This window comes from Flavicella marina (genome assembly GCF_009193215.1).
Classification (GTDB): Bacteria; Bacteroidota; Bacteroidia; order Flavobacteriales; family Flavobacteriaceae; genus Flavicella; species Flavicella marina.
Genome location: NZ_VYVA01000002.1, coordinates 205080 through 219536 on the forward strand (window position 1 = coordinate 205080; position 14457 = coordinate 219536).

At 33.9% G+C, this 14457-nt stretch carries 13 protein-coding genes; 7 read left to right on the plus strand and 6 right to left on the minus strand.

Features of this window, described 5'->3' with window-relative positions:
- Positions 1–87 precede the first annotated feature (87 nt).
- The 5 genes from F6P99_RS05735 to porX form a co-directional block, all read right to left on the minus strand.
- Positions 88–1146 (minus strand): aldose epimerase family protein, encoded by a 1059-nt coding sequence (locus tag F6P99_RS05735; protein ID WP_152286503.1) that lies wholly within the window; start codon positions 1144–1146, stop codon positions 88–90.
- Between the two features lie 8 nt (positions 1147–1154).
- Entirely contained in the window at positions 1155–1535 is a 381-nt protein-coding gene (locus F6P99_RS05740; RefSeq protein ID WP_152286504.1) for a DUF4258 domain-containing protein, read from the minus strand.
- 63 nt (positions 1536–1598) lie between these two features.
- Positions 1599–2798: an alanine dehydrogenase gene (locus F6P99_RS05745; protein ID WP_152286505.1), complete on the minus strand. Its 1200-nt coding sequence runs from the start codon at positions 2796–2798 to the stop codon at positions 1599–1601.
- 40 nt (positions 2799–2838) lie between these two features.
- Complete coding sequence (tsaE, locus tag F6P99_RS05750; RefSeq protein ID WP_152286506.1) at positions 2839–3246, minus strand: tRNA (adenosine(37)-N6)-threonylcarbamoyltransferase complex ATPase subunit type 1 TsaE; 408 nt, start codon at positions 3244–3246, stop codon at positions 2839–2841.
- 20 nt (positions 3247–3266) lie between these two features.
- Entirely contained in the window at positions 3267–4814 is a 1548-nt protein-coding gene (gene porX, locus F6P99_RS05755; RefSeq protein ID WP_152286507.1) for a T9SS response regulator signal transducer PorX, read from the minus strand.
- 107 nt (positions 4815–4921) lie between these two features.
- On the opposite strand from porX, the gene F6P99_RS05760 reads away from it, so the two are divergent.
- From F6P99_RS05760 to bshA, 7 genes are all read left to right on the plus strand, one after another.
- Positions 4922–6151: an HD domain-containing protein gene (locus tag F6P99_RS05760; protein ID WP_152286508.1), complete on the plus strand. Its 1230-nt coding sequence runs from the start codon at positions 4922–4924 to the stop codon at positions 6149–6151.
- Positions 6152–6191: 40 nt separating this feature from the next.
- Positions 6192–7226: a UDP-3-O-(3-hydroxymyristoyl)glucosamine N-acyltransferase gene (gene lpxD / locus F6P99_RS05765; protein WP_152286509.1), complete on the plus strand. Its 1035-nt coding sequence runs from the start codon at positions 6192–6194 to the stop codon at positions 7224–7226.
- A 1-nt stretch (position 7227) separates the two neighbouring features.
- Positions 7228–8619 (plus strand): bifunctional UDP-3-O-[3-hydroxymyristoyl] N-acetylglucosamine deacetylase/3-hydroxyacyl-ACP dehydratase, encoded by a 1392-nt coding sequence (locus F6P99_RS05770; RefSeq protein WP_152286510.1) that lies wholly within the window; start codon positions 7228–7230, stop codon positions 8617–8619.
- A 1-nt stretch (position 8620) separates the two neighbouring features.
- On the plus strand, positions 8621–9403 hold the full coding sequence (gene lpxA / locus F6P99_RS05775) for an acyl-ACP--UDP-N-acetylglucosamine O-acyltransferase (protein ID WP_152286511.1): 783 nt from the start codon (positions 8621–8623) through the stop codon (positions 9401–9403).
- A gap of 15 nt (positions 9404–9418) precedes the next feature.
- The gene (gene efp, locus F6P99_RS05780; protein WP_152286512.1) at positions 9419–9985 is read left to right on the plus strand and encodes an elongation factor P; all 567 of its coding nucleotides are present in this window, start codon (positions 9419–9421) and stop codon (positions 9983–9985) included.
- Between the two features lie 98 nt (positions 9986–10083).
- Positions 10084–11007: a UDP-3-O-(3-hydroxymyristoyl)glucosamine N-acyltransferase gene (locus F6P99_RS05785; RefSeq protein ID WP_152286513.1), complete on the plus strand. Its 924-nt coding sequence runs from the start codon at positions 10084–10086 to the stop codon at positions 11005–11007.
- A 70-nt stretch (positions 11008–11077) separates the two neighbouring features.
- Complete coding sequence (gene bshA, locus F6P99_RS05790) at positions 11078–12214, plus strand: N-acetyl-alpha-D-glucosaminyl L-malate synthase BshA (RefSeq protein WP_152286514.1); 1137 nt, start codon at positions 11078–11080, stop codon at positions 12212–12214.
- 1 nt (position 12215) lies between these two features.
- Here the strand turns inward: bshA and recQ are convergent, their stop codons facing one another.
- Positions 12216–14330, minus strand: coding sequence for a DNA helicase RecQ (gene recQ / locus F6P99_RS05795; RefSeq protein ID WP_152286515.1), 2115 nt, complete (start codon positions 14328–14330; stop codon positions 12216–12218).
- Positions 14331–14457: the final 127 nt, after the last annotated feature.

Sequence of the window (14457 nt, forward strand, 5' to 3'; positions counted from 1 at the left end):
TGAGGTTTGTGTTTTGTAAACACAAAATTAACCAAGTCATAAAGTAAAAAATTCTCCTAAATTATCTTAGAATGTATGATATCTATCTTATTTGTTTACTCCGAATTTGTAAGCACAAAAAGAATAATATTCATCTCCTGGATTTAATATTGTAGATGGAAAATTTGCTTGATTAGGACTGTTCGGGAAATGTTGGGTTTCTAAGCAGAACCCAGACTGATTTCCATAGGTTTTTCCTTCTTTACCAGTTCCACAACCTTCGACCCAGTTACCTGTATAAAACTGTGCTCCAGGTTCATTAGTGTATAATTCTAAGGTTCTTCCTGAGGTTTCTTCTGTAGCTTTTGCTGCAATCGAATTTGCGTTAGCATTATTAAACACCATGGTGTGGTCGTATCCACGAGCCATTTTTAGTTGAGCATTGTCGTCATTCAATTGCAAACCTATAGTTTTCGCAATTCTAAAATCAAAAGGAGTTTTTTCAACAGCAGCTATTTCTCCTGTAGGAATTGATGTTTCGTCAGTAGGAATATAAGCGTCTGCATCAATTTGTATTTTGTGCTCATTGATTTTTCCGTTGCCAGCTCCTTTTAAGTTGAAGTAAGAGTGATTTGTTAAATTCACGTGGGTTGGAGCATCGGTAACAGCAAAATATTCTATTTGCAACGCATTGTCGTTTGTTAAAGTGTAAATCACATCTACCTTTAGGTTACCAGGATATCCTTCTTCACCATCCGGTGATAAGTAACTAAGTTTTAATGTGTGTTCGTTTAATAAGTTTGCCTCCCAAACAACGTGAGAAAAACTAGTGAGTCCCCCGTGCAAATGATTCGGTCCGTTATTGATAGTTCCATTGAAAGAAAAATTATCAATCTCGAAAGTCCCTTTGGCGATACGATTTCCATAACGACCTATTAAAGCACCAAAATAGACTTCACTAGCAGGGTTGATATAATTTTCAACTGAATCATAACCTAAAACAACATCTGAAAACTCACCATTTTTATCTGGAGTGAACAGTGTAACTACACGACCACCATAATTTGTAATTTGAGCAACCAATCCATGATTGTTTTTCAATGTAAAAAGTTTGGTTTCTTTTCCGTTGATTGTCGTTTCAAATTTTAAAGGGTCGGCTAAGTTCATGTTTTGTTTTAGTTGTTGATTAATATTTCTTGAAAGATTGCAGATGAATCACATCTTTTGATGGTTAACGCAACCTCATAATCTTTAAGTTCTCCATATATTTTATAGGTCTGGCAAGGTTTTTTGGTATCGGTATCACTTTCAGAAAAATTCACATCACTTTCAGTAAGTAAGTATGCAAGTTTGATAGAATCGATATCAAATTTTTGAATCATTTCTTGCGCTTGGTCGGAAAAAATATATTCTTTTTTTACACGAATACTTTTTAAAGTCCTTGCATCAGGACCATAGGGAAATTGTATGTTTTTCTTTTTTGCTAAAAAAATTACTGCGATGATTCCGAGTGTCAAACCAAAGAAAAAATAACTAAAACGACTTAAAATATTCATACCTATATATTATATCGGCAAAAGTACTATTATTAATGAAATTTAAAACTCGAAAAGTGATTTTTATAAGATCAATAAGTTGATGTCACTAAATGGCAATCCAAACCAATCAGCCACCGCTTTATTTGTTAAAATACCATGGTAATAATACATCCCAGATCGCAATACTCTTTCTCTTCGAAAAGCATTTTCAAAACCACCTTCTTCCGCAATATGTAACAAAAAGGGTGTAAATATATTACTTATCGATACAGTAGCAGTTCTAGCGTATCGAGATGGGATATTTGGTACACAATAATGAATAATTCCATGTTTTTCAAAAGTAGGCTTGCTATGGGTGGTTACTTCTGATGTTTCAATACAGCCTCCACGATCAATACTCACATCAACTATAACGGCTCCAGGTTTCATTAATTGTACCATTTCGTCGGTTATAACAACAGGTGCTCTTGATTTACCTCTTATAGCACCAATTAATACATCACAACGCATCAAAGCTTTTTGCAAAGTTCTAGGTTGTAAGGTAGAAGTATATATAGGTTTTTGTAGACTTTTTTGAAGACATCGTAATTTTGAAATCGAATTATCGAAAGCTTTTACAGAAGCCCCGAGTCCTATTGCTGCTTTCGCTGCAAATTCACCCACAGTTCCCGCTCCTAATACAACTACTTCGGCAGGTGGAACACCTCCTATATTTCCAAGTAGCAAACCATTTCCTTTGTTTTGAGTACTCATAAGTTCAGCAGCAATTAATACCGATGCAGTACCTGCAATCTCACTTAGGGATTGTACAACTGGGTACATTCCTTCGTTGTCTTTGATAAAATCAAAAGCAATGGCAGTAATTCGTTTCGATGCTAAGGCTTCAAAGTATTTTTTAGACTGAGTTTTTAACTGCAAAGCAGAGACTAAAACACTTTGAGGTTTGATCAATTTTATTTCTTGTAGGGTAGGAGGTTCAATTTTTAAAATAATATTACATCCAAATACTTCTTCAGGGTTGTAGGCGATTTTGGCACCGGCTTCAGAGTAATTTTGATCGGTGAAATTAGCACCTTCACCTGCACCGGTTTCTACTACAATCCTATGGCCACTTTGGGTCATTGCTGCCACAGCATCTGGTGTCAAACAGATTCTTTTCTCTTCATAATAAGTTTCTTTGGGTAAGCCAATAAACAAATCTCCTTTTTGTTTTTTTGTTTCTAATTTTTCTTCTTGAGGAATCAATTGTTCTTTGCTAAAAGGGGAAAAATGTTGACTCATTTCTTTCGGGATAGTAGTGTTAGGCTAAGATGATTAAAGGCTAATTTTCGAGTTTAATTGTTCTTGAATTATCATCGTTTTTCGTAAGTGTAAGTTTTACACTTTCTAAAGGTACTAAATTTTCTAAGATTGATGGCCATTCTATAAAAACCCAAGCATCGCGATAAAAGTATTCTTCTAATCCCATATCATAAGCTTCTTCTTCGTCATTTATTCTGTAAAAATCGAAATGATAAACAAAGTTGTTTTTCGCTTTGTATTCATTAACAATGGAAAAAGTAGGCGAGCTTACATCATCTTCAACACCCAGTTGTTTTGCTAGTTCTTTGATCAACGTTGTTTTACCCATACCCATTTCACCATAAAAGAGAAATGTTTTATGTTGTGCATTTTTTAGGATTGCTTGCGCTGTTTTATCTAAGTTCTCTAAAGAATATTGAATTTCCATAAGTGCAATAAAAAGAATTATTATTTTGGTTCAAATATAGCACATGGAATGATCATTTCTTCCAATGAGACGCCTCCATGTTGATACGTGTTTTTATAGTATTTTACAAAGTGATTGTAATTATTTGGGTAAGCAAAAAACAAGTCTTCTTTGGCAAATACGAAAGAACTATTCATATGTTGTTCAGGGAGAAATATAGCTTTGGGGTTTTTAACAGCATACACATCTTTTTCTTCGTAGGTCAAACTTTTACCTGTTTTGTAACGAAGGTTTGAACTGATGTTTTTAGTACCAATTACTTTCGTAGGTGTTTTGCTATTGATGGTTCCGTGATCAGTAGTGATGATCAATTTCATTCCTGCTTTTTGAGCTTTTTGTATGGTAGAAAAGATTGGAGAGTTTTTAAACCAACTCAAGGTAAGAGAACGATATGCCTTTTCATCACCTGTAAGTTCTTTAATTACTTCCATTTCTGTTTTTGAATGCGAAAGCATGTCTACAAAATTGTATACTACAGCTGCAACATCAAAGTTCTTAAGACTGTTGAAGTTTGTGTCCAATTCTTTAGCCCCCTTTAAGGTGGTGATTTTTGTATAATCGAAACTCAAATCAGGATTCAAACGTCTCATTTGTGCCGCTAAAAAATCTTTCTCATGAAGATTCTTTCCGCCTTCATCTTCATCATTTTTCCAATAATCAGGAAACTGTTTTTCCATGTCGAGAGGAGTCAAGCCAGAGAAAAAAGCATTTCTAGCATACTGAGTTGCTGTCGGCAGAATACTGAAATAAGGTGTTTCTTTGGTTTTTTTATAGAAAGGATTGATGTGCGGTTCGATAGCTTTCCATTGGTCGTATCTTAGATTGTCTATTACGATAAGTAATGTGCTCTGTTCTTTACTTAGTTCAGGGAAAACTACCTCTTTAAATAAGGTATGTGAAAAAGATGGGCGATCACTGCCTGTCAATAGATCTTCGTAATTTTTTTTGATGAATTTAAAAAACAAACTGTTGGCCTCTTGTTTTTGACTTTCAAGTATGCCTAACATACCTGAATCGTCAATGTTTTCAAGTTCTAACTCCCAGTGTAATAATTTTTGATACAAGTCTACCCATTCTTCGTAAGAATTTACCATAGCCAAGTCCATTGCAATTTTTCTAAATTCTTGCTGGTAATTAGAAGTTGTTTTTTGTGAGACTAATCTAGAATGGTCTAAATTCTTTTTTAAACTCAATAAAATTTGGTTCGGATTTACAGGTTTGATCAAATAATCTGCAATTTTTGAGCCAATGGCATCTTCCATAATATATTCCTCTTCACTTTTGGTAATCATAATTACCGGTAAATTGGGTTTAGAATTTTTTATTTCTGTCAAGGTCTCTAATCCAGTTAATCCTGGCATGTTTTCATCTAAAAAAACAATATCGTAATTGTTTTCAGAAATCAATTCAATGGCATCGACACCATTAGTACATTTTGATACTGTGTAATTTTTTCCTTCAAGAAATAAAATATGTGGCTTTAATAATTCAATTTCATCATCAACCCAAAGAATATGTATGTTTTTCATAATGTCTTTTAAACGTAAAGTGTAAAAATAATTTGTTTGAACTCTCTTAACCTTAATAAAATCATAATTTAATTATCTTTGTTGAATTCTAAATAAAAATTGATCATTTGAGCCCAAAACTTACGAACAAACTTAAAATTTTAAACGACCCAATTTACGGATTTATTGCTATTCCAAATGCATTAATTTTTGATTTAATAGAACACTCTTATTTTCAGAGGTTAAGACGAATATCACAAGTGGGTTTGTCTTATTTGGTTTATCCTGGAGCCCATCATACTAGGTTTCATCATGCCATAGGATGTATGTTTTTAATGCAAAATGCAGTACAAACTTTGCGTACAAAAGGTGTTGAAATTTCTGACGATGAAGCTACAGCCTTGTATATCGCTATTCTATTACACGATATTGGTCATGGACCTTTTTCTCATGCGTTAGAACACAGTATCGTAACCGGTATTAGTCATGAAGAAATTTCTTTGTTTTATATGAAAGAATTGAACAAAGAATTTAAAGGGAAGCTTTCTTTGGCTATCGAAATTTTTGAAGGAAAGTATCCACGAAAATTTATGCACCAATTGATTTCAAGCCAACTAGATATGGATCGATTGGATTATTTAAAAAGAGATAGTTTTTACAGCGGGGTTGCAGAGGGAAATATCAACTCAGAACGACTGATAGCCATGCTATATGTTGTAAACGACGAGTTGGTTTTGGAAGAAAAAGGTATTTATTCTGCAGAAAAATTTATCGTAGGTCGTAGGTTGATGTATTGGCAAGTATATTTACATAAAACGGGGGTTGTTGCAGAGAAAATGTTGGTGAACTTATTACGTCGTGCAAATGAACTTTCAAAAAAGGGTGTAAAACTTCATGGAAGTAAAGCGTTTAGATACTTTTTAGAAAACGAAATTTCAGAAAATAATTTTACCGTTGAGACATTAAAAACTTTTGCCAAGTTAGATGATTATGATATTCTTTCTGCAATTAAAGATTGGATTAGTCATGACGATCGGGTGTTATCTATGTTGTCAAAGATGATTATCAATAGAAATTTGTTGAAAATTGAATTGAGTAATGAACCTATCACAGAAGAATATTTCAAAGAAATTTTTTCGATTAAAAAGAGAGATTTCAATTTTTCAGACGAGGAGTTGAGTTATTTTGTTTTTACGGATTGTGTTCAAAACCAAGCATATGATTCTTCGAAAAGTAAAATAAATATATATTTTAAAAATGGTGAAATACAAGATTTAACAAAGGCTTCTGACCAGTTAAATATTCAGGCTCTTACTAAGCCGGTTATCAAATATTTTATTTGTTACCCGAAAAAATAGCACTAGCAAGAACCATATTAATTTTATACTTTTGCAGATAATGAAATTTACAGCAAATCAAATAGCCGAGATATTAGAAGGTGATATTGTGGGAGACCCAAACACTGAAGTATCTAAACTAGCCAAGATCGAAGAAGGTACTGAAGGTTCGTTAACTTTCTTATCAAACGAGAAATACACCTCATATATATACACAACACAAGCTTCTATTGCTATCGTAAATAAAAGCTTTGAACCTACTCAAGATATAAGTGCAACGTTAATTAAAGTTGATGATGCGTATGCTGCTTTTACCAAACTCTTAACGTTTTACAACGAAGTGAAACAAAACAAAACAGGTAAAGAAACACCTCATTTTATAAGTGAATCTGCTGAAACCGGAATTAATTTATACCTTGGAGCGTTTGCATATATCGGAAACAATGTGAAAATTGGTGACGATGTAAAAATTTATCCGCATTGTTATATTGGTGATAATGTTACGATTGCTGATGGAACAACCTTGTTTTCAGGGGTAAAAGTTTATTCTGATTGTATTATCGGAAGCAATGTTAAAATTCACGCAGGTGCTATTATTGGTGCTGATGGATTTGGTTTTGCACCAGATGAGAATAAAGTTTATACAGCAATTCCACAAATAGGAAATGTAATTATTGAAGACAATGTTGATATTGGAGCCAATACAACAATTGATAGAGCAACCTTAGGATCTACCATTATTCGAAAAGGAGTAAAGTTAGATAATTTGATTCAAGTGGCACATAATTGTAAAATTGATGAAAATACTGTGATTGCTGCCCAAACAGGAATTTCAGGCTCTACCAAAATAGGGAAAAGGAATATGATTGGTGGACAAGCTGGTTTTGCCGGGCATATCAAAATTGGAGATGATGTGGTGGTTTCAGGTTTTTCTGGAGTTAGAAAAAATGTAAAAGATAAAGATATTGTTATTGGTTTTCCGGCCTATAATATTAATAAATGGAATAAGTCTTCGGCAATCGTTAGGAATTTACCTTCATACGTAGCCAAAATAAGCGAATTAGAAAAAGAAATTAAAGCATTAAAAGGAGAATAAAATGCAACGTAATCAAAAAACAATTGAAAAGGAAGTAACCCTAAAAGGAATAGGTTTACATACAGGAAAAGAAGTTACGCTAACATTTAAGCCAGCACCAGAGAATCATGGGTATGCTTTTGTAAGAGTTGATTTAGAGGGACAACCGGTAATCGAACCTAAAGCAGAATATGTAACAGATACACAAAGAGGAACCAATTTAGAGAAAAATGGTGTGAGCATCAATACTTCTGAGCATGTTTTAGCAGCTGCAGTAGGATTGGGTGTAACGAATTTGATTATTGAGTTAGATGCGGCTGAACCTCCTATTATGGATGGATCATCAAAGCACTTTGTTGAAGCTATTGAAAAAGCAGGTATCAAAGAACAAACTGAAGAAGTAGAAGAGTATATCGTTAAAGAAATTATCAGTTACCGTGATGAAGAAACGGGTAGTGAGATTATGGTAATTCCTTCAAACGAATACCAGGTAACTACTATGGTTGATTTTGGTACGCAAATTTTAGGAACTCAAAATGCTTCTTTAGAGAGTATCAAAAATTTTAAAGATGAAATTTCTGCAGCAAGAACATTTAGTTTTCTACATGAATTAGAGATGTTGTTAGACAACAACCTTATCAAAGGAGGTGATTTAAACAATGCGATTGTATATGTAGATAAAGAGATATCAGGAGATACAATGTCTAAATTGAAAAAGGCATTCGGAAAAGATTCTATCTCTGTAACTCCAAATGGTATTTTAGATAATTTAACGTTGCACTGGGCAAATGAAGCAGCGAAACACAAATTATTAGATGTAATTGGTGATTTAGCGCTTGTAGGAACTCCAATTAGAGGGAAGGTTATTGCAAACAAACCAGGACATTCAATCAATACAAAGTTTGCGAAAAAATTAGCTGGAATCATAAAGAAAGAAAAAAGAAATAAAGTTCCACAATTCGATTTGAATCAACCACCGTTGATGGATATCAATAGAATTATGGAAATTTTACCACATAGACCTCCGTTTTTGTTGATTGATAAAATTCTTGAGTTAACAGATACACATGTAGTAGGATCTAAAAATGTATCAATGAATGAGCCGTTTTTTGTCGGTCATTTCCCTGATGCACCGGTAATGCCAGGAGTATTACAGATTGAAGCAATGGCGCAATGTGGTGGTATTTTGGTGTTGAGCACCGTACCAGATCCAGAAAACTATTTAACGTATTTCATGAAGATGGATAACGTAAAATTCAAACAAAAAGTATTGCCAGGAGACACCTTGATTTTTAAAGCAGAATTGATGTCTCCAATTCGTAGAGGAATTTGTCATATGCAAGCTTTCGGATATGCCAATAATAAATTGGTAGTAGAAGCTGAATTAATGGCACAAATCGCAAAAAAGAAATAATATGAATCAACCGTTAGCATACGTTCATCCACAAGCTAAAATTGCTAGAAATGTAGTGATTGAACCATTTACAACCATTCATAATAATGTAACCATTGGATCAGGAACTTGGATCGGTTCAAATGTTACTATTATGGAAGGAGCAGTGATTGGTGAAAACTGTAGAATTTTTCCTGGGGCTGTTATTTCAGCAATACCTCAAGATTTGAAATACGATGGTGAAGAAACAGCGACTATAATTGGTAATAATGTAACGATTAGAGAATGTGTTACTATAAACCGTGGAACAGCAGACAGGATGAAAACTGTAATTGGTGACAATTGTTTGATTATGGCTTATTGTCATGTTGCTCATGATTGTATCGTTGGTGATAATTGTATTTTTTCAAATGGAAGTACCTTAGCAGGGCATGCGAATATTGGTAGCAATGTAATTTTAGCCGGTATGACTGCAATTCATCAATTTTGTTCGATTGGAGATCATGCATTTGTTACAGGTGGATCGTTGGTGCGTAAAGATGTTCCTCCATATGTAAAGGCAGCTAGAGAGCCATTATCATATGTTGGAATTAACTCTGTTGGGTTGAGAAGAAGAGGTTTTTCAACTGAAAAAATTAGAGAAATTCAAAATATTTACAGAATCTTATTCCAAAGCAAATACAACAACAGTCAGGCAATAAGAATTATTGAAGCAGAAATGGAAGCTTCAAGTGAAAGAGACGATATAATTAAATTTATCCAATCTTCTCAGAGAGGAATTATGAAAGGATATTTTACTAACTAGATTAAAAAAAATATAATGGCATCTACATCAGATATTAGAAACGGATTGTGTATCAATTACAACAGTGATACTTTTAAAATTGTTGAATTTCAACATGTAAAACCAGGTAAAGGACCTGCATTTGTAAGAACAAAGTTAAAGAGTTTAACTACTGGAAAGGTAATTGATAATACTTTTTCGGCAGGGCATAAAATTGATGAAGTTCGTGTTGAAACAAGAAAATATCAATATTTGTATGCAGAAGGTGAAATGTACAATTTCATGAATACATTGGATTACAACCAAATTACTTTAGAAAAGGCAATTTTAGATGCGCCAGATTTGATGAAAGAAGGTGAAGTTGTTACTGTGGTTGTTAGAGCTGAAGATGAAATGCCTTTAGCAGTAGAAATGCCAGCTAGTGTAATTTTAGAAGTTACTTACACAGAACCAGGTGTAAAAGGAAATACGGCAACAAATGCTACAAAGCCTGCAACTGTAGAAACAGGAGCTACGATCAATGTACCTTTGTTTATCAATGAAGGAGATAAAGTGAAAATTGAAACGGCTAAAGGTACGTACCAAGAGCGTATCAAAGAGTAATTACAGTAATTTGTAACTTACAACCATTCCATATAAGGAATCTTACAAATAACCAAAAGTGTTGTGTAAGGTTCCTTTTTTATTAAATCAAGAATCTGATGAAGTTTAAACAAGAACAAAAGTTAAAAGATATTGCGACAATTATTAACTGTAATTATGTTGGTGCTGAAGATTTTCCTGTATTGGGTATGAATGAAATTCATGTAGTGACACCCGGAGATATCGTTTTTGTAGATCATCCAAAGTATTACGATAAGGCACTAGCATCTGCAGCAACGATAGTTTTGATCAATAAAGAAGTAGCTTGTCCTGAAGGAAAAGCTTTACTGATTTCTAATGATCCGTTTAGAGATTTTAACAAGCTGACAGTGCATTTCAATCCATTTATAGCTAGTACGGCAAGTATAAGTCCGAATGCATCCATAGGAGAAGGAACAGTCATTCAACCAAATGTATTTGTTGGGAACAATGTTTCTATTGGTAAAAACTGTTTGATTCATCCTAATGTCGCTATTTATGACAATTGTATTGTTGGAGATAATGTTACGATTCATAGTGGTACTGTGTTAGGTGGAGATGCGTTTTATTATAAAAATAGACATACAGGTTTTGATAAATTGATTTCAGGTGGGCGTGTAGTCTTAGAGGATAATGTAGATTTAGGAGCACTGTGTACTTTGGATAGAGGTGTTACAGGAGATACTTTGGTAAAAGAAGGAACAAAAATTGACAACCAAGTACATATTGGACACGATACAGTTATTGGTAAAAAGTGTTTGATCGCTTCTCAAACAGGAATTGCTGGTTGCGTGATTGTAGAAGATGAGGTTACATTATGGGGGCAAGTAGGAGTTACTTCTGGAATTACTATAGGTGAAAAAGCAGTTGTATTAGCACAAACAGGAGTATCTAAAGGATTAGAAGGGGGTAAAACTTATTTTGGATCTCCCGTATCTGAGGCACGAGAAAAATTAAAAGAAATAGCTGGAATAAGAAAGATTCTCAACGAAAAGAATCAATAATATTTTAGTTTAAATATGTAAGTAATCCTGCAGATTACGTACCAATAGAACAAATACAGAATCAGCGTTCATGAAAATCGGAATTGTTTGTTATCCTACTTTTGGTGGGAGTGGAGTAGTAGCTACTGAATTAGGGATGGCCTTAGCTCATAAAAATCACGAAGTACATTTTATTACATACAACCAACCTGTTAGATTGGATTTTATTTCTAGTGGTTTGCATTTTCATCAGGTACAAATAAAAGAATACCCTCTCTTTGAATACCAACCCTATGAGTTGGCTTTGTCGGCTAAAATGGTGGAGGTTGTTTCTAAATTTAAATTAGACATCTTACATGTTCACTATGCGATACCACATGCCTATGCTGCATTTATGGCAAAGCAAATGTTGAAAGAGCAAGGGATCGATATCAAAGTAGTAACTACTTTGCATGGTACGGATATTACCTTGGTAGGTAGTCACCCAAGTTATAAAAAATCGGTTGAGTTTAGTATCAATAGTTCTGATGCTGTAACGACAGTTTCAAATAGTTTGAAAGATCAAACATTGGAATTATTTGATATCAAAAAAGAAATTCAAGTGATCTATAATTTCATTGAATTAGAAAAATATCCAGATATTTTGCACGAAGAATGTCAGCGAATTTCTATCGCTGCTGAGAACGAAAGAATTTTGACGCACATTAGTAATTTTAGACCAGTGAAGCGTACTTCTGATGTGATTGAGATATTTTATAGAGTTCAGAAGAAAATACCTTCAAAATTACTTTTAGTAGGTGATGGTCCTGATTTACATGCTGCAAGATTAAAAGCGAAAGAATTGGGTATTTATGAAAACGTACTCTTTTTAGGAAACAGTGTTGAGTTGGAAAAAATTCTATGTTATACAGATTTGTTTTTGCTTCCTTCAGAAACGGAAAGTTTTGGATTGGCTGCATTAGAGGCAATGGCAGCTAAAAGTCCTGTTATTTCTAGTAATTCAGGTGGTTTGCCCGAAGTAAATGTAAATGGGTATACTGGGTTTTTGAGTGATGTAGGTGATGTTGAAGATATGGCGAAAAATGCGGTTTATATATTAGAAGATAGTGAGCGCCTGAAATTATTCAAGACAAATGCATGGGAGCATTCGAGAAAATTTTCAATTGAAGAAATTCTACCGTTTTACGAAAAAATTTATGCTGACTTAGATGCTCTTAGAGACAAATAATTTATGCATCCTCTAAAATGGCTAGTCCGAATTTGATAGTGTCATACGAGAGCTCTTCTTCAAAGTAATCAAAATAAGGACGCAAACTTTTAGGTGCATTCAGCTCATCTTTTGCTTGTTGTATGAGTGTTAGTTCTTTATCGTTTACAAAATCCCTTAAAGATATTGGGTGTTTTTCTTTGTATAATTTGAGAATATGAGACTGTATGGTTGTGATATTCAAACGTCTTTGTATCGAAATTTCTTCCGTAGAAAGTCCTTGCTGGTAAAGCTTTAGAGTTTCTAGAATACTATCTCCTTTTGTTTTTTTTACTTTTTTAGTTTTGGTCAATGTTTTCTCTTTTTGAAAAGCGATGATTTCTTTGATAAAGTCATAACCAAAATCTTCAAATTTTTTGCGTCCAACACCATCAATTGCTAGAAAATCCTCATCAGTCATAGGTCGAACCCTTTCCATTTCTTTTAAAGACGCATCATTGAATACGAGGTACGCAGGTATATTTTGTTCTTGTGCAATTTTTAATCTAAGAGAACGAAGTCTTTCAAATAAATCCGTAGTTGATTTTTTAGCTTTCGTTACTTTTTCTTTTTTAGAACTTGCAATTGGTGCAACTTTAGTGAGTCGCACTTTTTCGTTTTCAAAAAGTACTTTTTTGGCAAGTTCACTAAATTTTAAGGCGTTGTTTTCGTGAAAGGCAATTTCACAATAGCCCAAATTAATTAATTGAATGATGTATTGTTGCAGGTCTCTCCATGCTATTTCTTTGGCTACTCCATAGGTTTTTAATGTTTGGTATCCTTTCTCGTAAATAGCGGCATTTTGAGAGCCTCTTAAAAAATCAACCAAGGTACCAATAGGTTCAATTTCTTTAAGTCTAAAAATTCCGGATAGAATTTTTTGAGCAATGACGGTGCCATCAAAAAATTCAGGTGGATTGTTGCAAACATCACAATTTCCACAATCTTTCTCAACAAACTCACCAAAATAGCTCAATAATATTTTTCGCCTACAACTAAGCGCTTCTGTATATTGTTGCATACGTTCTAACTTCGAAAGCTGTACCTCTTTGTTTCCTGAGTTTTGAGCGAATTTTTGCAATTGAATTACATCAGCATAGCTATAAAACAAAAGGGTTTCTGAAGTAACACCATCTCTTCCTGCACGTCCGATTTCTTGGTAATATCCTTCCATATTTTTCGGTAGGTTGTAATGTATTACCCAACGAACATTTGATTTATCAATACCCATTCCAAATGCAATGGTAGCACATATAATTTGACTTTTGTCGTAGATAAAGTCTTCTTGTATTCTCGCTCGCTCTTCGTGTTTTAAACCAGCATGATACGCTTCGGCTTTGAAACCGTTTTTACTCAAACGTGCAGCAACCTGCTCAGTAGCTTTTCTGCTCAAACAATATATGATTCCCGAACTTGTAGGTCGCTCTTTTATAAATTTTACAATTTGTGTAATTCTGTCTTGTGCACTTCTTACCTCTAAAGAAATATTGGGTCTATCGAATGAAGCAATATGCCTATCAGCATTTATCAAGCCAAGTTGTTGAATAATATCCTCTCTTGTCGCTTTATCTGCAGTCGCTGTTAAGGCAACAACCGGTGTATTTGGGAGCCGTTTTTTTAAAAAGTTAAGTTGGGTATAAGCTGGTCGAAAATCATGTCCCCAAGATGAAATGCAATGTGCTTCATCGATAGCTATCAAATCAATTTTTGCAACTTGATGAATCATTTCAAATAGTGCCAAGCTCTCTGGAGCGAGGTACAATAATTTTATACTTCCAGATTTAAGATTTTCAATGATTTGTTGATTTTCTTCGTCGGATTGACTGCTGTTGAGGTAGGCAGCCGGAATTCCGTTGGCATTCATACCATCAACTTGGTCTTTCATCAAAGCGATTAGCGGTGATATAACTAGAGTTACCCCTTCAAAGATTAGTGCTGGTAATTGAAAGCAAACTGATTTACCCCCACCGGTAGGCATGATTACCAGATTGTCATTTCCATCTAAAATAGATGAAATAATTTTTTCTTGTAGCGGTCTGAATTTTTCATATCCGAAGTATTCTTTTAGGGTACTGTGCAATAATTCTTTTCGCTGCATAAATATAAAATTGATAGAGTACAAATATAATACTAGTATTTCATTAGGGATGCGGTACTTTAGGGATAATCACAAAAAATAGATGAAAATGTGATAGAAAAAAAGACATGTGTTTTTATGATTCGTA

What these genes read in the sequence shown, in the direction of transcription:
- F6P99_RS05735 (WP_152286503.1), bottom strand. Translation starts at nt 1,146, where the DNA reads ATGAACTTAGCCGACCCTTTAAAATTTGAAACGACAATCAACGGAAAA.
- F6P99_RS05740 (WP_152286504.1), bottom strand. Translation starts at nt 1,535, where the DNA reads ATGAATATTTTAAGTCGTTTTAGTTATTTTTTCTTTGGTTTGACACTC.
- F6P99_RS05745 (WP_152286505.1), bottom strand. Translation starts at nt 2,798, where the DNA reads ATGAGTCAACATTTTTCCCCTTTTAGCAAAGAACAATTGATTCCTCAA.
- tsaE (WP_152286506.1), bottom strand. Translation starts at nt 3,246, where the DNA reads ATGGAAATTCAATATTCTTTAGAGAACTTAGATAAAACAGCGCAAGCA.
- porX (WP_152286507.1), bottom strand. Translation starts at nt 4,814, where the DNA reads ATGAAAAACATACATATTCTTTGGGTTGATGATGAAATTGAATTATTA.
- lpxD (WP_152286509.1), top strand. Translation starts at nt 6,192, where the DNA reads ATGAAATTTACAGCAAATCAAATAGCCGAGATATTAGAAGGTGATATT.
- F6P99_RS05770 (WP_152286510.1), top strand. Translation starts at nt 7,228, where the DNA reads ATGCAACGTAATCAAAAAACAATTGAAAAGGAAGTAACCCTAAAAGGA.
- lpxA (WP_152286511.1), top strand. Translation starts at nt 8,621, where the DNA reads ATGAATCAACCGTTAGCATACGTTCATCCACAAGCTAAAATTGCTAGA.
- efp (WP_152286512.1), top strand. Translation starts at nt 9,419, where the DNA reads ATGGCATCTACATCAGATATTAGAAACGGATTGTGTATCAATTACAAC.
- F6P99_RS05785 (WP_152286513.1), top strand. Translation starts at nt 10,084, where the DNA reads ATGAAGTTTAAACAAGAACAAAAGTTAAAAGATATTGCGACAATTATT.
- bshA (WP_152286514.1), top strand. Translation starts at nt 11,078, where the DNA reads ATGAAAATCGGAATTGTTTGTTATCCTACTTTTGGTGGGAGTGGAGTA.
- recQ (WP_152286515.1), bottom strand. Translation starts at nt 14,330, where the DNA reads ATGCAGCGAAAAGAATTATTGCACAGTACCCTAAAAGAATACTTCGGA.